The organism is Litoreibacter roseus (genome assembly GCF_009811795.1).
GTDB lineage: Bacteria > Pseudomonadota > Alphaproteobacteria > Rhodobacterales > Rhodobacteraceae > Litoreibacter > Litoreibacter roseus.
The window spans coordinates 355,214-374,948 of sequence record NZ_BLJE01000003.1; the positions used below are offsets into that span (position 1 = coordinate 355,214).

Sequence of the window (19,735 nt, forward strand, 5' to 3'; positions counted from 1 at the left end):
AGCGCTGCGCGTTATCCTTTTCCGACCAGCACAGTCACGCGAGCAAATCATATGGCATCGTTACCAGTCGATCTGGAGGATTTGATCGTCTGCTCAAAATGCGATCTTCTGCATCGCAAAGCCACGCTCTCCGTCGCGGCGCGGGCCAAATGTGCCAGATGCGGGACGGTGCTGCTGGTATCGCGCCCGCGCGCCATTGGTCAGGTCCTTGCATTGGCCCTGACTGCAGCGGTTCTCATGACTGTCGTCGTCTTCACGCCGTTCCTGCAGCTGCAATCGGGTCAGTTCGTCAGCCGCGCCTCGGTCTTTGATACGGTCATGACGTTTTCCGAAGGCATTATGCTGCCTCTCTCTTTTGCTGTTGCCGTTTCGATTGTGGTGCTGCCGCTGACACGGCTTCTGGCGCTGATTTACGCGTTCTTGCCGCTGTTTTTCGGCAGATCTGCGTTGCCCTACGCTAAGGTCAGCTTTGCCCTTGCAGAGCGTTTGCGGCCCTGGGCTATGGCCGAGATTTTCATGGTGGGGGTGGCTGTCGCGCTTGTGAAACTCTCCAGCCTTGCGACGCTGAGTGTGGGGCCAGCGTTCTGGTCCTTCGCGGCGATTGTTCTGGTCGTGGCGCTGAAGGACACGCTGATGTGCCGGTATTCGCTTTGGTCGCTGCTTGATCGGGCGGGGGCATGATCACGGCGCGCGCCGCAGGGCTCGTGGGCTGTCAATCCTGTGGTCGCGCCAATTCCCAAGGCCAGACCCGGTGCGTCAGATGCGGCTCCCGGATTGACAGCAGAACCCCCCGCAGCCTCCAGCATGTCTGGGCATGGATGGCGGTGGGTTTGATCGCCTACGTTCCCGCGAACACTTATCCGATGCTGATCACCTCGACAGTGGGCGACCGGCAGGAAAGTACCATCATGGGCGGGATCATCGATCTGGTCGAACACGGCTCCTACGGTGTCGCATTGATTGTCTTCGTGGCCAGTATTCTGGTTCCCGTCGGGAAATTCATCGCCATCGGGTATCTTGCCTTCTGCATTCCGCGCCGGATGCAAAACCCGCACAGTCTGTTGCATCTGCACGAGGTCGTTGAATTCATTGGTCGCTGGTCCATGATTGACGTGTTCGTCGTTGCGATCCTCGCGGCGCTGGTGCAATTCGATCTGATCGCAACGATCAATCCCGGGATCGCCGCGGTTTGCTTTGCGTTGTCCGTTGTGTTCACCATGGTGTCTGCGCAAAGTTTCGATACACGCGATATCTGGGACAGGGTTGAGGAGACCTCCGCTGGAACCTGAAAAAGATCTGGCCGACCTGAAGATCGAGGATCGCCCGCGCCCGCGTCTATCCCGGGTCTGGCTCTTGCCTCTTTTGGCTGTTGTCATTGCGCTTGGCATTGCGTGGCAGAACTATCAGAGCCGCGGACCGCTTATCGAAATTGCGTTTTCCAGCGCGGATGGTGTCGAGGTTGGGCAGACGCAGTTGCGATACCGCGACGTTTCGGTCGGCGTGGTTGAGGATGCTAAGTTTTCTGATGATCTGAGCGAAGTCATCATCTCGGTCCGGGTCGGCAAGCAGATTGCGCCTTTCATTGATGGCGGCGCGCAGTTCTGGATCGTGAAGCCCGAGGTGACAACCCAGGGCGTAAGCGGCTTGGGAACTGTCTTGTCCGGTGTCTATATTGAGGGCACGTGGGATGCCAGCACGGGCAATCCGCAGGAACGGTTTGCCGGTCTTGAAAGTGCGCCATTGATCCGACCCAGCGAAGCTGGCCTGCGGATCATGTTGCGCGCCCGTGAGGATGTAGAGCTTGTCGAAGGGGCGCCCATTCTTTTACGCGGCATCGAAGTGGGGCGCGTCGGGCGCCCGCGTCTGTCGGCAAGCGGAAACACGATCACAGTGCCCGCGTTCATCTCGGAGCCCCATGACAGTCGCATCACAAGCTCCACCCGGTTCTGGGATGTATCCGGGTTTTCTCTCAGCCTTGGGACGGGGGGTGTGACGCTGGACGTGGATCGGCTGGCCTCCCTCATTCAGGGCGGCGTTAGTTTCCAAACGATGCTCGCAGGTGGCACACCGGTCAGTCCGGGGCACGTGTTCGAGCTTTTCCCCGACGAGGCAACCGCCCGCGACAGCCTGTTTGAAGATGCTGCCGAGCGGACATTTCAGGCTGTGACTTTCTTTGAAGGCTCGGTCGCGGGCCTGAGCGAAGGTGCGACCGTGCGATACCGGGGCATTCGGGTGGGCGAGGTCGAAAATCTTTCGGTGATTGTTGAGGATGACGAGCAGGTAAGTGATGTGCGGCTTCGCACGACGCTGTCCCTGCGGCCAAATAAGCTGGGTCTTCCACCGGGAACAGACGATGCGCAGATCATCGAATTTCTATCCGCCCGTGTCGCCGAAGGGTTGCGGGCGCGGGTGGCAAGCGATGGGTTGCTGGGTGGCAATCTGGTGATTGAGCTCGCCGAGCTGCCCGATATGAACACGGTGGTGCTGAGGCGCGATGAGGACGGGACGCCTATTTTGCCCGACGCGCCTGCACAGACGAGCAGCTTTGCGGCCAGCGCCGAAGGGGTATTTGAACGGATCAATGCGCTGCCTGTCGAAGAGATGCTGGAAAGCGTGATCGCGCTTCTGGACAACGTGAATCGCGTCGTCGGGGCGGAGGCTATGCAGACCTTGCCGGACCGAACCGTCGCCCTCTTGGATGACACGCGCGCCATTATCGCGTCAGACGATTTGCGGCTGGCCGTCGGTGATTTACGCCGAACCAGCGCGGACATCCAAAAGATCGTGGGTGACGTTGCAAACAGTCAGGCGGTCGAAAACTTGGTAAGCGCGCTCGAACGGGCCGACCAGATTGCATCGGGGCTCGAAGATACGTCCACCCGTCTGCCTGACTTGACGCAAGGCTTGTCTGATCTGGTGGCTAAGGCCGACGCGCTTCCGCTGGACGCCCTCGTCGCAAGCGCCACCGATTTCGTCCAGACCGCCGACGCGTTTTTTGGCGCGGACGAGGCCAAGGACGTGCCCGTTGCCCTATCCGGGGCGCTGGAAGAGGTGCGACAGGTCCTTGCCGCTTTGCGCGAAGGCGATGCCGTTTCCAACCTAAACACCACGCTGGCGAATGCCGATCAGGCGGCTGCAGCGATCTCGCAGGCGGCCGCAGATTTGCCTGCGCTCTCCAGCCAGTTGAATCAGACACTTGCCAGCCTAAACGCGCTGGCCGCCGCCTATGGCGGGCGGTCTCGTTTCAACGATGACACCCTCGCGACGCTACGCGAGGTGCAGGAGGCCGCGGAGGCGGTCTCGTCTCTCGCACGTGCCATTGAACGCAACCCGAATTCTCTTTTGATTGGACGATAGATGCAGACCCGATTTGCTCTCTTGCTAGGCGCCCTTACACTGGCGGGATGCGGTTTTGGGCCGGGCACGGCGCGTTATCTGCCGGACGCGACACCGTCAGAGGTACGCGCCAGCGCCCGGGTTTCCACGGTTGAGATCATTGAGGTCACATTGCCCAGCTATGCCGCGTCCGAAGAGATCAGCGTCCGCGGCGTCGATGGGGCCATTCGGTCGAGCACGGATATCTTGTGGGCGGAAGATCCCGAAAGTGCCTTGGTCCAGTCCTTGGTGACGAACCTGTCCCAAATCACCGGCGCCAGGGTCGCGGCAGATCCCTGGCCGCTGGCCGATCCCGCACAGGTCGAACTGACAGTACGGATCGCGACCATGCTCGTGTCTGCCGATGGGCGGCTTGATTTCGTAGGGCAGTACGCGGTCGCGGCGCCAGACCGCGCGATCCGCGAGACAGTCACACCCTTCGCGATTACGGAAAGCGTGAATGCCGCCAGCTATCAGTCGATTGCCGATGCCCACGCCCGCGCATGGCGGCAATTGTCGGAAGAGATGGCCAAGCGCGCCCTGCGCTAATCCCATTTGCGGTGGTTCGACGCCCCCACATTTTTCGCGGCTGACTATAAATTCGGCGGTTTGGCCGTTTGCTGTTTTGTGGATGGGCCGCGGGTGCAGGCAGTCCATGCGCGGGCTTGACCTTGGTGTCGGATTGGTTGCTACTTTCAAAAAAAACCAAGCGACAGGGGGATCGTTCGGATGCAAATCCAGAAAAACAAACGCCACACTCAACTCACACGCCGTCATTTCATGGCCACGACTGCGGCCACATCACTGCTGATCGGCACGTCCCGTGTCGCGGCTGCTGATCCAATCAAAACGGCCGGCATTTATACGGTTCCGGTGGAACAGCAATGGGTCAGCCGCATTCACAAGGCCGCGCTGACGGCGCAAGATCGGGGCGATATTGCTTATACGTTCTCGGAAAATGTCAGCAACACGGATTACGCCCGCGTGCTGCGCGAATACGCCGAGCAGGGCAACAAACTGATCATCGGCGAGGTGTTCGGCGCCGAGCAGGAAGCCCGCGAAGTGGCGGCGGACTACCCGGATGTGGCGTTCCTGATGGGCTCCAGCTTCAAGGAAGACCCCGCGCTGCCGAATTTTGCGGTGTTCGACAACTACATTCAGGATGCGTCTTATCTGTCCGGCATCATTGCGGGCGCGATGACGGAGGCTGGCAATATCGGCATGGTCGGTGGCTTCCCTATCCCTGAGGTCAACCGGCTTATGCACGCCTTTATGGCGGGCGCGCGGGAAATGAACCCAGACATCACGTTTCAGGTCAGCTTCATCGGCAGCTGGTTCGATCCGCCGAAAGCCAAGGAAACTGCATTTGCGATGATCGAGAACGGCGCGGACGTTCTTTATGCCGAGCGGTTTGGCGTATCCGACGCGGCGCAGGAAAAAGGCATTTTGGCGATCGGGAACGTCATTGATACACAGGCCGACTATCCTGACACCGTTGTCGCTTCAGCGATCTGGCACTTTGAGCCAACATTGGACAAAGCCATCGCGGAAGTCGCCGCCGGTACGTTTACGGCAGCTGACTACGGCGTCTACTCGTTCATGAACGAGGGCGGCACATCGCTGGCGCCCTTGGGGACGTTCGAAGGAAAGGTGCCTGCAGCGGCTATGGAATTGGTCGAACAGCGCACGGCGGAGATCAAATCCGGCGCGTTCACGGTCGAGATCAACGACGAAGAGCCGAAATCGTCCTAGCTCGCCATGGGCAAGGACACTGGGACGGTTCTTCGTCTCAACGCCATTACCAAACGCTTCGGGACGCTGACGGCAAATGACCGCGTCAGCTTCTCGCTTGGCGCCGGTGAAGTTCTGGCCCTTCTGGGCGAGAACGGCGCAGGCAAGACCACGTTGATGAACATCCTCTTCGGCCAGTACATGGCCGACAGCGGAACTGTCGAAGTGTTCGGCCAGACGCTGCCGCCCGGAAATTCCCGCGCGGCGCTGGATGCCGGTGTGGGCATGGTGCATCAGCATTTCACGCTGGCCGACAACATGACCGTTCAGGAAAACATCACGCTGGGCGTCCAGCCTCTGTTTCGCCCGATGCTGGACAAGTCTGCCGCGCGGTCGCGTATTGAGGCGTTATCCGAACGGTTTCATTTGGCAGTTTCGCCCAATGCGCGTGTCGGGGATCTGACCGTTGGCGAACGCCAGCGCGTCGAAATTCTTAAGGCGCTTTACCGGGATGTGCGCATTCTGATCCTTGACGAGCCGACAGCCGTTTTGACGCCTCAGGAAGCCGACGATTTGTTCGCGACGCTGAAGACGGCGGTGGAAAACGAACTGTCTGTGATCTTCATCTCTCACAAACTGCATGAGGTGATGGCAATCTCGGATCGGGTTGTTGTCTTGCGTCACGGTAAACTGGTGGGTGAAGTGCAGACGGATCAGACCGACAGGGCAGCCCTTGCCTCCATGATGATGGGCGGGGACATACCCGCAACCGACGTGGTGGCGGCGACACCCGGTGCGACCTTGCTGGAGCTGCACAAGGTCACAACGCCCGACGTAGGAAACGCGCCGGGTCTCAAATCGGTTTCCCTGTCGCTTCGAGCCGGCCAGATCACGGGCCTTGCGGGGGTATCGGGAAATGGGCAGGCCGCGCTGGCCGATTTGATAGGCGGGATGCGGGGGCCTTCTGAGGGCCGCATAGATGTGAACGATGTGGTGCCGCGTCGATGGAGCCCGCAAGAGGCGATCAGGAACGGGATCGCCCGCATCCCAGAGGATCGACACAAGGTTGGAACCATCGCGGATTTCGACCTGACCGAGAACGCTATTCTGGAACGCTATGCGTCGCACCCTTTCAGCAAGGGCGGCTGGCTCAGTTGGCGCGCTTCACGGGAGTTTGCCCAAGACGTCATCGACAAATATGACGTGCGGTGTCCCGGACCTGACACGCGGATCAGGCTTTTGTCTGGGGGCAATATGCAGAAACTGATCTTGGGACGGGTGTTGGAAACCAACCCGCAGATCATTCTGGCCAACCAGCCGGTGCGGGGTCTCGACATCGGTGCGGTCACCTATGTGCATGAACAGCTCCTTGCAGCGCGGGATCGGGGGGCTGCGGTGCTGCTGATATCCGAGGACTTGGACGAGGTCATGGCGCTGTCGGATGTTATCCATGTAATCGCAGGCGGGCGGCTGTCTCCTGCCTTTGCGCGTGGCCAGATGAGCCCGACCGAGCTTGGCATCTGGATGGCCGGGCAGGGCTTCGACGAGGATATGCCCCATGCGTCTTGAAGCCATCGAAGATCAGACATGGCCGCGCAGACTGCTGCCCCCGCTGATCGCGTTGTCCGTGACTGTCGTGATCGCATCCGGTCTTGCGATGCTGGCGGGGGCCAATCCGTTCTCAGTTCTTGGGCTTATCTTGCAAGGGGCGTTCGGATCGCAATTCGCGATCCTCGAGACCTTGAACCGCGCCACGCCGCTTATCTTCACCGGGCTGGCCGTCGCTGTGGCGTTCCGGGCGAAGTTTTGGAACATCGGCGCGGAGGCACAGCTTTATGCCGGGGCGCTCGTCACGGTGGTGCTTGGAACGGGGGTCTTGCAGTGGCCATCATTGGCGTTGCTCCCGCTGCTTGCGGTTCTCGCAGTACTGGCCGGGGCTTGTCTTCTGCTGGTGCCAGCGGTCCTGAAAACCCGGTTCGGTGTAGATGAGGTCGTCACGACATTGCTTTTCAACTTCATCTTTCTTCTGTTCATTTCGATGCTTCTGGAAGGGCCTCTGAAGGATCCGATGGGTATGGGCTGGCCCAAATCAGCACGGTTGCTGCCCGAGGCCCGCCTACCGCGCATGGTCGACGGGCTGCGCCTGCATTGGGGATTTGGACTGGCGTTGATCTCGGCCGGTGCAGTCTGGATCATCCAGTCGCGCAGCACGCTGGGCTATGAGATGCGCGCGGTCGGATTGAACAAGAATGCCGCAGCCTTCGCCGGTATCCCGGTCAATCGCGTACTGATCAAAACGGCCCTTTTGTCCGGTGGTCTGGCTGCGCTTGCCGGATTTTCAGAGGTCGCCGGGGTGAAGGGTAGCCTGACGCTCGATCTATCGCCGGGTTTTGGATACACCGGGATCATCGTGGCGATGCTGGCGTTGCTTCATCCGATCGGAGTGGTGTTTGCGGCGCTGTTTGTCGCCGGGATATTCGTGGGTGCCGACAGTATGAGCCGGGCAGCAGGCGTGCCCACCTATCTGGCAGATATCATGCTGGCCACGGCGCTGTTGCTGATGGTTCTGGCCATCCTGCTGATGCGGTTCCGGATCGTGCGGGGGTAGGCCATGGAGATTTTTGAAATTCTCATGTCCGTCAGTTTCTGGGCCGCCGCGATCCGGATTGCCAGCCCGCTGATCCTCGGCACGTTGGGGGAGTTGATCTGTGAACGGGCAGGGGTGCTCAACCTTGGGATCGAGGGGATCATGGTCTCCGGGGCCTTCGCGGGCTGGATGGCAGTCTATTCGGGCACGGGATTGTGGACCGGTGTAGGCGTCGCAATGTGTGTAGGGATGTCATTCGGTTTGCTGCACAGCGTGCTAACGGTGCCTTTTGGCCTATCGCAACACGTGGTCGGTCTGGGTGTCACCCTGCTTGCCACGTCGGGCACTTATTACGCATATCGGCTCGCGCTGCCCGAGGTCACGAGCCCGCCCAAGATCGAGGCATTCCAACCGTTCGAGATCCCGTTTTTGTCCGACATTCCGGGCATCGGCCCCGCGCTTTTCTCGCAGACACCGCTGACCTATCTCGCTTTCGGCTTGGTGCTTGTGGTCAGCCTTGTACTTTACCGCACGCCGCTGGGTCTTGCCGTCCGCGCCGCGGGGGAAAATCCGGCGGCTGTCGCAGCCCAAGGACTTTCCGTGACTGCGATCCGCATGGGGGCCGTCACAGTGGGCAGCGGGTTCATGGCAATGGGGGGCGCATTTCTGACGATGTCGGCTTTTGACAGCTTCTTTTTCGAAATGGTCAACGGGCGCGGATGGATTTGTATCGCGTTGGTGGTCTTCGGATCTTGGAGGCCGGGCAAAGCCCTATTGGGGGCTGTTCTGTTCGCGGCATTTGATGCGTTGCAAATCCGGATGCAGCAAACAAGCCTTGGCGCCGACGTTCCGTACCAAATCTTCCTGATGATGCCCTACATTCTATCGATCCTCGCGCTTGTCGTCATGTCACGCAGGGCCGAGGTGCCCGCAGCGCTGATGGTGCCTTTCAACAAAGGAGAACGCTGATGTTTGATCTCATTGTGAAAGGCGGCACGCTTCCGGATGGGACTGTTACGGATATCGGCATAGCGGCAGGACGGATCACCGCAATCGAGATCCTGAACGATGCCGAAGCAGGTGAGACCATCGATGCGACCGGCGATCTGGTCAGCCCGCCTTTTGTCGATCCGCATTTTCACATGGATGCAACGCTGTCCTATGGCCTGCCGCGGATCAACGCGTCAGGGACTTTACTTGAAGGCATCGGGCTGTGGGGTGAGTTGAAGCAGATTATGACGCAGGAGGACGTCGTCGCGCGGGCGCTTGACTATTGCGACTGGGCCGCAAGCTTGGGGCTGTTGGCGATCCGCAGCCACGTGGACACTTGTGATGATCGTCTTTTGGGGGTTGAGGCGTTGCTGGCGGTCCGCGACACCGTGAAAGACTACATTGATTTACAGCTGGTGGCCTTTCCGCAGGACGGTTTCTATCGAGACCCAACTGCTCGGGAGAATACGATCCGCGCCCTTGATATGGGCGTCGATGTGGTCGGCGGTATCCCGCATTTCGAACGGACCATGGCCGATGGCGCCGCCTCGGTCAAAGAACTGTGTGAGATCGCCGCAAACCGGGGTTTGCAGGTCGACATGCATTGCGATGAGACTGATGATCCCCTGTCGCGCCACATCGAGACGCTGGCCTATGAGACTCAACGTCTGGGACTGCAGGGCCGGGTCGCGGGCTCGCATCTGACCTCTATGCATTCGATGGACAATTACTACGTGTCGAAGCTGTTGCCGCTGATCGCGGAGGCCGAGATTTCGGCCATCCCCAATCCGTTGATCAACATCGTTCTGCAGGGGCGCCACGACACCTATCCAAAACGGCGCGGGCTGACCCGCGTGAAAGAGATGCTGGCGATGGGGATCAATGTAGGCTGGGGGCAGGATTGCGTGCTTGACCCTTGGTATTCCCTCGGGACGGGCGATATGCTGGATGTCGCCTTCATGGGGTTGCACGTGGCACAGATGACAAGCCCGGACGAGATGCGGAAATGCTTTGATATGGTGACGGTCGACAACGCCAAAACACTGGGTCTGAGCGACTACGGGCTGAAGATCGGCGCAAAAGCATCCCTGGCCATTTTGGATGCAGGCGATCCGATCGAGGCGCTAAGGCTTAGGGCGAACCGGCTCTGTGTGATCGCGAACGGGCGGATCATCAGCAGGTCGCCGCGCGGAGATGCCGCCCTGACACTGAAAGGCCGTCCCGACCGCATTCGCAGGCGTCACTGCATCTCTTGATATCTAGGTTTGCTAACCACGGCAGCTCGTCGCCGGGTCCGCAGTCCGACGCCACTTAAATCTTGTGACCCTTAACCGCGGGTCTACGCAAACGAATATGGCACCCTTTTGGGCTGCGCTCGGCGGCGTCTCTTTTTTATTGGCGACAAGATCTGGATCAAAGTCGAACAGATCCGACGTGCAATAGACGTGCCATCTCAATTGCCGGGACCCGCGAGATGCTCGCGGATACTGTTTCAGCCATTCGCTGCGTGCTCGCGCTTTTTCTGTGCGTGAGCGTACTGAAATTGGGTCCGAAAGATATGCGGGCCTCCTATGTGCTGGCGATGATCCTTTTTCTGACCTCCGTGCCCCCATATGCTGAACTTCGTGGCATGTGAGCGCGGGGCGGATTTGTCGCCAGCGGCAGAATCGATCGGCAAGGTCTTGAGCCTGACCTTTGCATTCGGCATTGTCCCTCTGATCCTTCTCTAAACACAGATCCCAACTCAGCAAAGCCCGCCGCGCGTTCGCACCCATTATGATCAGGCTTTATACTGGCTGCGCTGGTTTATCCTGATTTTCAGTGTCCATATCTCGGTTTTCGCGGTCGATGGATGACCCCATCTTATTCCCACTCAATTGGAGCATGAGACGTGTTAACAGGTAGCCTTTCTTTAAATCTTCAACAGAAGATACTGGCGGCGGCAGCAGGTTTCCTCTTTGCGGTCATCTTCTTTTCCGATGAAGCCGAAGCGCAATCGCTGATCGAGTGGCGCAAAGAGATCGCTTTGACGTTTGACGATGCGCCGCGTGGGGACGGTCCGCTGATGAGCGGCTCGGCCCGGACGCAGACATTGATCAACGCATTGGAAGCGGCGCGGGTCGAAGGTGCGCTATTCTTCGTGACCACCAAACATTTAGACGAAGCGCCTGCGGGCAAGGCCAGACTGAATGCGTATCTTGCTGCGGGGCACCATATTGCCAATCATTCCCACAATCACCCGTGGCTCAGGTCTTCAACGCCGGAAGACTATCTCGCGGATGTCGACACCGCCGCTGGCAAGCTTGATGCGTTCGAGGGCGTTTTGCCCTACTTCCGTTACCCCTATCTGGACGAAGGCGATACGCGCCAAAAGCGTCTTGCGGTGCGGGACGGCCTGAAGGCCCGCAATCTGGCGAATGGATATGTGACCATCGACAATCACGACTGGTATCTTCAGGCATTGGTTGGAGAAGCCATTGCGGCAAAGCACCCTATGAATATTGATGTGCTACGCGAAACCTATGTCGAGGTACTGATGGATGCCGTTACTTTCTATAACAGCATCGCCCAAGAGATCTTGGGCCGTTCGCCACGGCATGTGTTGTTGCTCAATGAAAACGATCTTGCCGCGCTCTTTGTTGATGATCTGGTGGCGGCGCTGCGGGCCGATGGCTGGTCGATCATACCCGCGCCGGATGCCTATGAAGACGACATCGCCTCGATGATACCGGACACAGAATTCAATGGTCAGGGCCGTGTCGCGGCATTGGCCCATCTAAGCGGGAAGTCCCCCGCGGATCTTGTCGCCCCAGTCTCGGGAGAAGAATACCTTCGTGCGCTCTTTGCGGAACGCGGCCTCATTCCGCCTGGATGATCACGAAGGGTACTGCGATCCGGACGACTGGGTGTTTGATCGGCGCCCGCTCTGGATCGCGGCTGGTTTTTGCGCGCTTACCAGTCCGCGCGGCTGAAATATGAATGTTTTACCGGAGATACTTATGACCGCCACCGTTTCCCAAGCGACCAGCTGCCGTCAGACATGGACCGCGCTGAACTGGCTCCTCGTGACTGCCCTCGCGACGCTTCTGCCGCATGTGGCACGCGCCGAGATGCGAGATATCTCGGCGCTTGTCGCGGAAGCAGGGGTTGATCCGGAGACCTCGACCATGGTGGTTGTGCGTTTGTCGGACGGGCGACATTGGATCAGTAATGTGGGCCGCGCGACGACACGCTTCATTCCGGCATCGACCTCAAAAATTCCGCACACGCTGATCGCGCTGGAAATAGGTGTGGTGGATACCGACACAATCATCGAATGGGATGGAAAGAGGCGATGGTTGGACAGTTGGAACAAGGATCAAACGCTCCCAAGTGCATATCGCAATTCCGCCGTTTGGGCCTATCAGCACTTCGCGCGTCAAATCGGGCACCAGACCATGGCTGCTTGGATCACGCGGTTTGACTACGGCAATCACGATATAGGCAGCGATGAGAACCTCACGACCTATTGGCTTCGAGGACCACTTGAGATTTCGGCGTCCGAACAGATCGACTTCCTGAGTAAGCTGGCCGAGCAAAGCCTGCCGCTTTCCAATCAAACCTACGCGAAGGCGCTCGAGATCATGATGGCGGACAACGGGGCGGATTGGACGCTCTACGCCAAGACTGGTTGGCACTACGATGAGACCGGTATGGACATTGGATGGTATGTTGGCTGGGTGGACCGGGCAGGGGACCGATATGCATTCGCGCTTAATATGGATATGCCAAGTTCCGACTATGTGCGGCTGCGGGTGAGTACAGTGCGGTTCGTTCTAGATGCGCTCGATATCGCCCCTGCGGCTGGCGGCTGATCCACGCGCGAAAGGCTGATCTGATCAGAATGGTGCCTACGCCGTTCCGCGTGCTGGTTTGTCGTTTTCGATTGTGAAGATCATGCCATCCAGCAATTCCGTCAAATCAGGGCGCGCGGACGGCCCGTTTGACAGGGCCACGATCTGATAGGTCCCGTCGGGACGAATGCAAAACACACCGGGCTCGGCAAACCTGCGATCTGTCTCGTCCGGTGACAGAGGGTCTGAAATATAAAGACCGAGATCCTGCATCTGCGCCTCGGACAGGTCGAACCCGATGTCGAAGCTCCAACCAAATGCGTCTTTGTCCGCTTGTGCCTTTCCTTTCGGGTCTGCCGAGACGACGGCGATCTCGAAGCCAGCATTTTCCCAGTCGGACTTCATTTTCTCCAAACCCGTCAGGTATCTCTTGCACCTGCCGCAGTGTTTGCCGCGATAGACGACAAACAGCGTCCATCTGTCTCGCGCACCGCCGATTGCGATCTCGCCCCCGCCAAGTTTCGGAAACGTGAGATGCGGCACCGGCCCGCCTGCTTCCGGTTTGGTCATCGGACAATCTTTCCTGCTGGTCAGCGCTGCAAGGCGTCGCTGAAACTCTTTGCTCCATCCAACTGGTATGTTCGCGTCCCAGTGCTGTCAACGAACCGCTCATCCGAGAAAGCTGCTGGCACAGGACAGGTCCGATCGGACCGTTGGGAGGAGAAATGAGAAGTGTTTTGAAAACGTGCAGGGCCATCGGCCTAGGCACCGCCGTGATGGCATCCGGAGTTCTGGCATTGTCCAGCGTGGGGCCTGCGGTGGCGAAAGACAGCATGCGGGGATGGAATATCCACGTTGAGGATTACCCGGTCTCGCATGGGGTGGAACAATTTCTGAAAGACGTGAGCCAACAGGCAGACGGACGTGTTGGCGGCAAGATATTTCATGGCGGCGTGTTGGGATCGCAGCCCGATGCCATCGAACAGGTGCGCCTCGGCGCGATAGATTTTGGTGTGTTCAGCCTTGGTCCGATGGGGCAGGTGGTGCCGGAGACCAACGTTGTCTCCCTGCAGTTCATCTTCAAAAGCATGGATCAGATGTACCGCCTTATGGATGGTGAAGCCGGTGCTGCGATTGATGGAGATCTCCAGAACAAGGGCTTGGTTGCGCTTGGTTGGTATGATGCTGGCGCCCGGTCGTTCTACAATTCTATCAAGCCGATCAACACACCTGCCGATCTCGGGGGCATGAAGGTTCGGGTGATGAACAATGATCTCTTCGTTGTCATGATCGAAAGCATGGGGGGCAATGCAACCCCGATGGCGTTTGCCGAGGTGTTCCAATCCCTCAAAACCGGTGTGGTCGATGGAGCGGAAAACAACCCGCCCTCGTACGAGTCGACCAACCATTTCGAGGTCGCCAAGTACTATTCGCTTTCGGAGCATTTGATCATTCCCGAATGCCTCTGCATGAGCAAAAAGACATGGGACACCCTGTCTGCAGATGATCAGGCGATTGTGAAGGCGGCGGGCAAAGCCAGCGCGGAATACCAGCGCGAACTCTGGCGTGCGCGCGAAACGCAAAGCATGGATGCTGTGAAAGCAGGCGGAACCGTCGTGAATACGATCGCCGACAAGGCGCCGTTTCAGGATGCGATGTCTTCGGTCTATGATAAATTCCTAGATGAGAACCCTGACCTGACCGAATTGGTGGACCTCATCCGCGAAGCGGACTGACAAGGTAGAATGACTTTCGGGCTGACGGTCTGTCCGGCAGTCCGGTTTTGCACTGAGGCAGATTTGCAGGCGGCAGGTGACATGCGATGACACGCAAAATTTGCGGATGGCTCAGTACGGCACTGAACGGGTTGAGCGGTCTGTGTATTTTTGTCGGAAGTTGTCTCATGGCCTTCATGCTCGCCGCATTCGGATGGCTGGTGTTCGGCCGCTATGTGCTGAACAACACGCCCACGTGGGTCGAGCAACTGTCGCTCGTTCTCATTTGCTACATCGTGTTTCTGGGTGCCGCGGCCGGGGTGCGGGAGAACACTCATCTCAAGGTCAGCTTCATCTGTCAGGCGATGCCGGCAAAGGTGCAGTGGGTCTTGCGGTTGGCGGTCGATCTGGCAGTTTGTGCATTCGGTGTCGTCATGTTCTTTGCCTGTCTGGAATTGATGGCATTTGGCTGGGACACGAAGCTTCCAATGCTGCAGGTGCCTGAGTCTGTCCGAACCCTTCCGGTCGCGATCTGCGGTGCACTGATCTGTCTTTTCGCTGCCGCACGTGTGCTGGGTCGACTAGAGCGGAAAGAAGCCAGTGAGGATGCCGGTATTGCACCGCGTTCTGGCATAGGCGACTGACCGGATGGGCCTGACAATTCTCCTTGGGGTGTTCGGCCTATGCATCGCCGTCGGCATGCCGGTGGCTTTTGCAATGGGGATTTCTGCGACGCTGATATTCGCCTATGAGGGCTTCCCCCTTCTGATTACGTTCCAGCGGATCATTTCGGGCATCTCGGTCTTCTCACTGCTCGCGATCCCGTTTTTCATCTTCGCAGGCGAATTGATGCTGCGCGGCGGAATCGCGCGGCCGTTGGTTCGGTTCGCGTCCACGTTGGTGGGGCATGTCCGCGGCGGCCTTGCTTCTGTGAACATCTTCTCCAGCATGCTGTTCGGCGGCATATCAGGTTCTGCGATTGCCGATATCTCGGCGCTTGGGTCGTTGCTGATCCCGGTGATGAAGGAAAAGGGTTACCGCCCGGACTACGCGGTGAATGTGACCGCTACGTCGTCCATCGCAGGTGTCGTTATTCCACCCAGCCATAACATGATCATCTTCTCGATGGCGGCAGGCGGGGGCATCTCGATTTCCAAGCTGTTTCTGGCGGGAGTCGTGCCGGGTATCTTGATGTGCGTATGCCTCGCGATTGCCGCCTATGTGCTGGCCGTCAAACACAACTACCCGTCCGAGGCGTTTCCCGGATGGCGCGCGGTTCTGGTGTCCGCGGTCGCGGCGCTGCCCGGTTTCATCACCGCCGTCATCATCGTCGGCGGTGTTGTCTGGCGTCTTCACCGTCACCGGTCCGGGGCGTTCGGAGCGATCTATGCGCTGGTCCTGACGGGGCTTGTCTACAGATCCCTTGACTGGCCAGCGTTCAAACTTGCGATCCAGACCTCTGTCCGGACAACAGCCATGGTCATGATCCTCATCGGTTGCGCCGATCTTCCTGCCGATTGCGAAGTCTCTGGGTATGGATCCGACGCAGTTTGGCATCATGATGCTGATGAACCTCGGGTTGGGTCTCTGTACGCCAACGGTGGGAACCTGCCTGTTTGTGGGCTGCGCCGTCGGCAAGGTTCCGATCGAAGACGCGCTTAAAACGATCTGGCCGTTTCATCTGGCGATCTTCGGGGCCTTGATGCTGGTGACCTATGTGCCTGCAGTGTCGCTGACACTTCCATCGCTTCTCGACTGACATCCAAGCGTTCGCGCGACGTAACGGAGTTTTCCGGGGCGACCGACTTCATTTGACAACCTCGCTGTTCCCGCAAGGATGGCGGTTGGGAAGGTCATGGGCTGAGGGAGGTCTGGATGGATTTGCTTATTTCGGTGTTTTTGCCGATATCGCTTGCGATTATCATGTTTTCGTTGGGGCTTGGGTTGACGGTCGCGGACTTCGTCCGAGTGTTTCGCCAAGGTCGTGCGCTAATCGCAGGTCTGTGCGCTCAGGTGATTTTGCTGCCGGTCGTGGCGTTCGGGTTCGTCAAGGCGTTCGGTTTATCCGGCGAACTGGCCTTTGGTGTCATGATCCTCTCGGTATGCCCCGGCGGTGTGACCTCGAACATGCTGACGAAGCTGGCGGGTGGCACGCTGGCGCTTTCCATTTCGCTCACAGGCCTGATCAGTTTGCTGTCCGTGGTCACGGTTCCGGCGCTCGTGGTGTTCTGGGCCTCAGTGTTTCTGGACGAGGGCGCGCTTTCGGTAAGCATAACCGGGCTTGCGCTGGTGATGTTTGCGATCACCGCCGTCCCCGTCATGTTGGGCATGGTTTTCCGAAAGCTGGCCCCCGCGTTGGCGGACCGGATTGAACGGTCGGTGTCTGCCCTTGCGGCGTTGCTTTTCGTGCTCGTCGTCATTGGCGCACTAGCGGCGTCTTGGGACGTCTTGATGGACAATCTTGCGACACTCGGCGGGATCACGTGCGCTATGGTCGTGTCCTTGCTGGCCTTGGGTTGGATCGTTGCAAAAGGTCTCGGTTTGCCCCCAAGGGACCGGGCGGCCATTTCGATCGAAACCGGCATTCAGAATTCGACGCTTGGGATCACGTTGGCGGGTCTCTTGACCGGCGGGGCCGAGGTCTTGCCCGCCATTGCCTTGCCTGCCGCAATCTACGGCGTGCTGATGTATCTGGGCGCTCTGCCCGCGGTCTTTGCGATGCGCTACAGATTGAAAGGGGTGGCCTGATATGCAGAGCGATGTCGTCATCATCGGCGCGGGTCTCGCTGGTCTGGTCGCCGCAAGCGAATTGGTCCGGCGCGACAAGACCGTTACCATTTTGGATCAGGAAGGTCGCCAGAACCTGGGCGGTCAGGCGTTCTGGTCCCTGGGCGGGCTTTTCATGATCGACACGCCCGAACAGCGGCGGATGCGTGTGCGCGATACCCCTGCTTTGGCCTCTGGCGATTGGTTTGGATCGGCACAGTTCGACCGTCCCGAAGATCATTGGCCGCGGGCCTGGGCCGAGGCCTACCTCGAGTTTGCATCCGGTGAGATGCGCAGTTGGTTGCACAAAAAAGGGATGCGCTGGTTTCCTGTGGTTGGCTGGGCCGAGCGCGGGGGGTCACATGCGAGCGGACACGGAAACTCTGTACCGCGGTTTCACATCACGTGGGGCACAGGGCCGGGTGTGTTGAAGCCTTTCGTTGATGACGTGTTGGCAGCGGAGGAGCAGGGAAAGATCACGTTCGGATTCCGTCACCGCGTGACGGGACTCGAAATCACGGCCGGTGCGGTTACCGGCGTCACCGGTGAAGTGCTTGCCCCAGACGATGCGGTCCGGGGTGCCAAAACAAACCGGGATGTGATCGACACATTCGATATTCGCGCGGATCAGGTGGTCGTGACATCGGGCGGGATCGGCGGAAATTTTGATTTGGTGAGGCGCAACTGGCCCGATGAGAAATACGGATCCTTGCCAGCCAAAATGGTGTCAGGCGTCCCGGATCATGTCGACGGGTTGATGCTGGACATCGCGGGCACTGCCGGGGCGGAACTGATCAACACCGACCGCATGTGGCATTACTGCGAGGGCGTGCAGAACTGGGATCCGATCTGGCCGCATCACGGTATTCGCATTCTGCCTGGACCGTCCTCGCTGTGGTTTGATGCGACTGGGGACCGTCTGCCTGCGCCGTGCCTGCCGGGGTTCGACACACTGTCCACATTGCGAGAAATCTGCAGGCGCGGCCATGATCATACGTGGTTTGTGCTGACCCAGAAGATTATCGAGAAAGAGTTTGCCCTATCCGGCTCGGAACAGAACCCTGATCTGACGAGCGCCAAATGGGGTGAGGTCCTGAAATCCCGGTTGGGCAAAGGGGCCACGCCTGCAGTTGAAGCCTTCAAAGAGAAAGGGGAGGATTTCGTTGTTGCGAAGGATTTCGACGCAATGGTTGCGGGTATGAACCAGTTGGGCGGCAACCTGATAGATCCGCATCGCTTAAAGACCCAGATAGAGGCACGCGACGCCCAGATCGATCATAGCTTTACCAAGGACGCGCAGGTCTCGGCTATTCGAACGGCGCGCAACTATCTTGGGGACCGTTTGATCCGAACCGCGAAGCCCCACAAGATCCTTGATGCGGCAAACGGGCCGCTGATCGCGGTCAAATTGCATGTCGTAACGCGAAAAACCTTAGGCGGGCTTCACACCGATCTGGACGGACGTGTTTTCGCACCCGGCGGGGCTACCATCGCAGGGCTCTACGCGGCCGGGGAGGCTTCGGGATTTGGCGGTGGCGGATACCACGGCAACAATGCGTTGGAAGGAACTTTTCTGGGTGGCTGCATTCATTCCGGGCGGCGGGTCGGGCGCGCGGCGGGATGATTGTTGTTTTCGGTGCGGGCGCGATCGGCTGCTTTGTCGGGGGAATGCTGGCCGCATCTGGGACTCCTGTGACCCTGATCGGACGCGCCAAAGCGATGGCACCGCTTGAAGGCAACTTCACTGTGTGCGCCCTAGGCGGTCAACCGATGGCCGTTCCCGCCATGCACGTGACACGGGCCACAGAGCCGGGAGCCTTGGCGCAGGCCTCAACCGTACTGGTCTGCGTGAAATCGGGTGACACCAAAGATGCCGCCCGCGCTATCACGGCCTGCGCCCCACAGAACGCACGCGTGATCAGTCTGCAAAACGGCGTGACCAATGCGACAACCTTGGCAGGGGCCCTTGGGGCCGAACGGGTCACGGCGGGCATGTTCGGCTTCAATGTCATCCAGTCGCCGGCCGGTTCGTTTTCCCAGGTAACGGAAGGCGAAGTTGTTCTTGGCGAGACGGGCGCTGATCTTGTGAAGACTTTCCAGCCCACCGAAATCCATGCAGCAACGAATCCCAACATCGAAGGCATCCAATGGACGAAGCTTTTGATGAACCTGAACAACGCCCTCAACCTTCTGTCCGGGATCGGTTTGAAGACGCAGCTTCAGGATCGCCAATGGCGCCGCGTACTGTCTGTTGCGATGTCCGAGGGGATCGCCGTCGCCCGCGCTGACGGCGTGCGGCTTGAACGTGTAGGCAAGGTGCATCCCAAGCTTTTGCCCTCACTCTTACGGTTGCCGGACATTCTTTTCTCTCGTGTTGCCAATGCGATGTTGCGCATTGACCCGGCAGCGCGCAGTTCCATGGTGGCCGACTATCATGCGGGTCGCCCGTCGGAGATCGCGTGGCTCAACGGCTTTATTGTGGACCGGGCGGCTGAACACGGGTTGCATGCGCCGGTCAACACAAAGATCTGCCAATTGGTGAATTCCGCTTTTGCGGCTGAGGATCGCGTAGATCTGAACTTATCCGCCGGTCAGCTGCTGCAATAATCGCCTAGGCGACCCTGCGGCATAACAAGTTTTTTCCCGAGATTAGAAACAAACCTGCGCTACGTTGGTTGCTTTGAGACGGCGGCACACTGCGCGTCTTTGGCCGCGTGTGAAAAGAGGGGAGACCACAC

The 19,735-nt window shown here is 59.0% G+C and carries 19 protein-coding genes and 1 pseudogene; 19 read left to right on the top strand and 1 reads right to left on the bottom strand.

The genetic code is table 11. The annotated features are described in order from the left end of the window. Positions 1-51 precede the first annotated feature (51 nt). The 12 genes from KIN_RS15625 to KIN_RS15680 all read left to right on the top strand — a co-directional run bounded on the left by KIN_RS15625 (position 52) and on the right by KIN_RS15680 (position 12,537). Complete coding sequence (locus KIN_RS15625; RefSeq protein ID WP_159808734.1) at positions 52-681, top strand: paraquat-inducible protein A; 630 nt, start codon at positions 52-54, stop codon at positions 679-681. Continuing rightward, entirely contained in the window at positions 678-1,289 is a 612-nt protein-coding gene (locus tag KIN_RS15630) for a paraquat-inducible protein A (protein WP_159808736.1), read from the top strand. Before KIN_RS15625 ends, KIN_RS15630 begins: the two co-directional genes overlap by 4 nt. Beyond that, on the top strand, positions 1,264-3,357 hold the full coding sequence (locus KIN_RS15635) for a PqiB family protein (RefSeq protein WP_159808738.1): 2,094 nt from the start codon (positions 1,264-1,266) through the stop codon (positions 3,355-3,357). The genes KIN_RS15630 and KIN_RS15635 overlap by 26 nt, the downstream gene beginning before the upstream one ends. Continuing rightward, on the top strand, positions 3,358-3,924 hold the full coding sequence (locus tag KIN_RS15640; RefSeq protein ID WP_159808740.1) for a PqiC family protein: 567 nt from the start codon (positions 3,358-3,360) through the stop codon (positions 3,922-3,924). 180 nt (positions 3,925-4,104) lie between these two features. Then, entirely contained in the window at positions 4,105-5,127 is a 1,023-nt protein-coding gene (locus KIN_RS15645) for a BMP family protein (RefSeq protein WP_159808742.1), read from the top strand. Positions 5,128-5,133: 6 nt separating this feature from the next. After that, positions 5,134-6,675, top strand: a complete 1,542-nt coding sequence (locus KIN_RS15650) for an ABC transporter ATP-binding protein (protein ID WP_159808744.1) — start codon at positions 5,134-5,136, stop codon at positions 6,673-6,675. Continuing rightward, positions 6,665-7,714 carry an ABC transporter permease gene (locus KIN_RS15655; protein WP_159808746.1) on the top strand — a complete coding sequence of 350 codons (1,050 nt, stop codon included), beginning with the start codon at positions 6,665-6,667 and terminating at the stop codon, positions 7,712-7,714. Before KIN_RS15650 ends, KIN_RS15655 begins: the two co-directional genes overlap by 11 nt. Before the next feature lie 3 nt (positions 7,715-7,717). Beyond that, the gene (locus KIN_RS15660; protein ID WP_159808748.1) at positions 7,718-8,662 is read left to right on the top strand and encodes an ABC transporter permease; all 945 of its coding nucleotides are present in this window, start codon (positions 7,718-7,720) and stop codon (positions 8,660-8,662) included. Then, complete coding sequence (locus KIN_RS15665) at positions 8,662-9,939, top strand: amidohydrolase family protein (protein ID WP_159808750.1); 1,278 nt, start codon at positions 8,662-8,664, stop codon at positions 9,937-9,939. Before KIN_RS15660 ends, KIN_RS15665 begins: the two co-directional genes overlap by 1 nt. A gap of 218 nt (positions 9,940-10,157) precedes the next feature. Continuing rightward, positions 10,158-10,319 (top strand): hypothetical protein, encoded by a 162-nt coding sequence (locus tag KIN_RS15670; protein WP_159808752.1) that lies wholly within the window; start codon positions 10,158-10,160, stop codon positions 10,317-10,319. Between the two features lie 255 nt (positions 10,320-10,574). Continuing rightward, positions 10,575-11,558 (top strand): polysaccharide deacetylase family protein, encoded by a 984-nt coding sequence (locus tag KIN_RS15675; protein WP_159808754.1) that lies wholly within the window; start codon positions 10,575-10,577, stop codon positions 11,556-11,558. A 124-nt stretch (positions 11,559-11,682) separates the two neighbouring features. Further along, positions 11,683-12,537: a penicillin-binding transpeptidase domain-containing protein gene (locus KIN_RS15680; protein ID WP_159808756.1), complete on the top strand. Its 855-nt coding sequence runs from the start codon at positions 11,683-11,685 to the stop codon at positions 12,535-12,537. 36 nt (positions 12,538-12,573) lie between these two features. Here KIN_RS15680 and KIN_RS15685 read toward each other — a convergent pair whose 3' ends face one another. Next, the gene (locus KIN_RS15685; protein ID WP_159808758.1) at positions 12,574-13,086 is read right to left on the bottom strand and encodes a redoxin domain-containing protein; all 513 of its coding nucleotides are present in this window, start codon (positions 13,084-13,086) and stop codon (positions 12,574-12,576) included. A gap of 155 nt (positions 13,087-13,241) precedes the next feature. On the opposite strand from KIN_RS15685, the gene KIN_RS15690 reads away from it, so the two are divergent. From KIN_RS15690 to KIN_RS15715, 7 genes and pseudogenes are all read left to right on the top strand, one after another. Next, positions 13,242-14,252, top strand: a complete 1,011-nt coding sequence (locus KIN_RS15690; RefSeq protein WP_159808760.1) for a TRAP transporter substrate-binding protein — start codon at positions 13,242-13,244, stop codon at positions 14,250-14,252. An 86-nt stretch (positions 14,253-14,338) separates the two neighbouring features. Continuing rightward, entirely contained in the window at positions 14,339-14,875 is a 537-nt protein-coding gene (locus tag KIN_RS15695; RefSeq protein WP_159808762.1) for a TRAP transporter small permease, read from the top strand. Positions 14,876-14,948: 73 nt separating this feature from the next. After that, a pseudogene (locus KIN_RS22700) lies at positions 14,949-15,669 on the top strand (TRAP transporter large permease); the annotation flags it as partial. Between the two features lie 120 nt (positions 15,670-15,789). Next, positions 15,790-15,990 (top strand): TRAP transporter large permease subunit, encoded by a 201-nt coding sequence (locus tag KIN_RS22705; RefSeq protein ID WP_373281669.1) that lies wholly within the window; start codon positions 15,790-15,792, stop codon positions 15,988-15,990. Positions 15,991-16,106: 116 nt separating this feature from the next. Then, positions 16,107-16,979, top strand: coding sequence for a bile acid:sodium symporter family protein (locus KIN_RS15705; RefSeq protein WP_159808764.1), 873 nt, complete (start codon positions 16,107-16,109; stop codon positions 16,977-16,979). A gap of 1 nt (position 16,980) precedes the next feature. Next, on the top strand, positions 16,981-18,621 hold the full coding sequence (locus KIN_RS15710; protein ID WP_159808766.1) for an FAD-binding dehydrogenase: 1,641 nt from the start codon (positions 16,981-16,983) through the stop codon (positions 18,619-18,621). Then, positions 18,618-19,604, top strand: coding sequence for a 2-dehydropantoate 2-reductase (locus KIN_RS15715; protein WP_159808768.1), 987 nt, complete (start codon positions 18,618-18,620; stop codon positions 19,602-19,604). Before KIN_RS15710 ends, KIN_RS15715 begins: the two co-directional genes overlap by 4 nt. Positions 19,605-19,735 lie beyond the last annotated feature (131 nt).

Bases quoted from the DNA above. Each gene is read 5' to 3' on its own strand.
- KIN_RS15625 (WP_159808734.1), top strand. From the start codon at position 52: ATGGCATCGTTACCAGTCGATCTGGAGGATTTGATCGTCTGCTCAAAA.
- KIN_RS15630 (WP_159808736.1), top strand. From the start codon at position 678: ATGATCACGGCGCGCGCCGCAGGGCTCGTGGGCTGTCAATCCTGTGGT.
- KIN_RS15640 (WP_159808740.1), top strand. From the start codon at position 3,358: ATGCAGACCCGATTTGCTCTCTTGCTAGGCGCCCTTACACTGGCGGGA.
- KIN_RS15645 (WP_159808742.1), top strand. From the start codon at position 4,105: ATGCAAATCCAGAAAAACAAACGCCACACTCAACTCACACGCCGTCAT.
- KIN_RS15650 (WP_159808744.1), top strand. From the start codon at position 5,134: ATGGGCAAGGACACTGGGACGGTTCTTCGTCTCAACGCCATTACCAAA.
- KIN_RS15655 (WP_159808746.1), top strand. From the start codon at position 6,665: ATGCGTCTTGAAGCCATCGAAGATCAGACATGGCCGCGCAGACTGCTG.
- KIN_RS15660 (WP_159808748.1), top strand. From the start codon at position 7,718: ATGGAGATTTTTGAAATTCTCATGTCCGTCAGTTTCTGGGCCGCCGCG.
- KIN_RS15665 (WP_159808750.1), top strand. From the start codon at position 8,662: ATGTTTGATCTCATTGTGAAAGGCGGCACGCTTCCGGATGGGACTGTT.
- KIN_RS15670 (WP_159808752.1), top strand. From the start codon at position 10,158: ATGCTCGCGGATACTGTTTCAGCCATTCGCTGCGTGCTCGCGCTTTTT.
- KIN_RS15680 (WP_159808756.1), top strand. From the start codon at position 11,683: ATGACCGCCACCGTTTCCCAAGCGACCAGCTGCCGTCAGACATGGACC.
- KIN_RS15685 (WP_159808758.1), bottom strand. From the start codon at position 13,086: ATGACCAAACCGGAAGCAGGCGGGCCGGTGCCGCATCTCACGTTTCCG.
- KIN_RS15690 (WP_159808760.1), top strand. From the start codon at position 13,242: ATGAGAAGTGTTTTGAAAACGTGCAGGGCCATCGGCCTAGGCACCGCC.
- KIN_RS15695 (WP_159808762.1), top strand. From the start codon at position 14,339: ATGACACGCAAAATTTGCGGATGGCTCAGTACGGCACTGAACGGGTTG.
- KIN_RS22705 (WP_373281669.1), top strand. From the start codon at position 15,790: ATGATGCTGATGAACCTCGGGTTGGGTCTCTGTACGCCAACGGTGGGA.
- KIN_RS15705 (WP_159808764.1), top strand. From the start codon at position 16,107: ATGGATTTGCTTATTTCGGTGTTTTTGCCGATATCGCTTGCGATTATC.
- KIN_RS15710 (WP_159808766.1), top strand. From the start codon at position 16,981: ATGCAGAGCGATGTCGTCATCATCGGCGCGGGTCTCGCTGGTCTGGTC.
- KIN_RS15715 (WP_159808768.1), top strand. From the start codon at position 18,618: ATGATTGTTGTTTTCGGTGCGGGCGCGATCGGCTGCTTTGTCGGGGGA.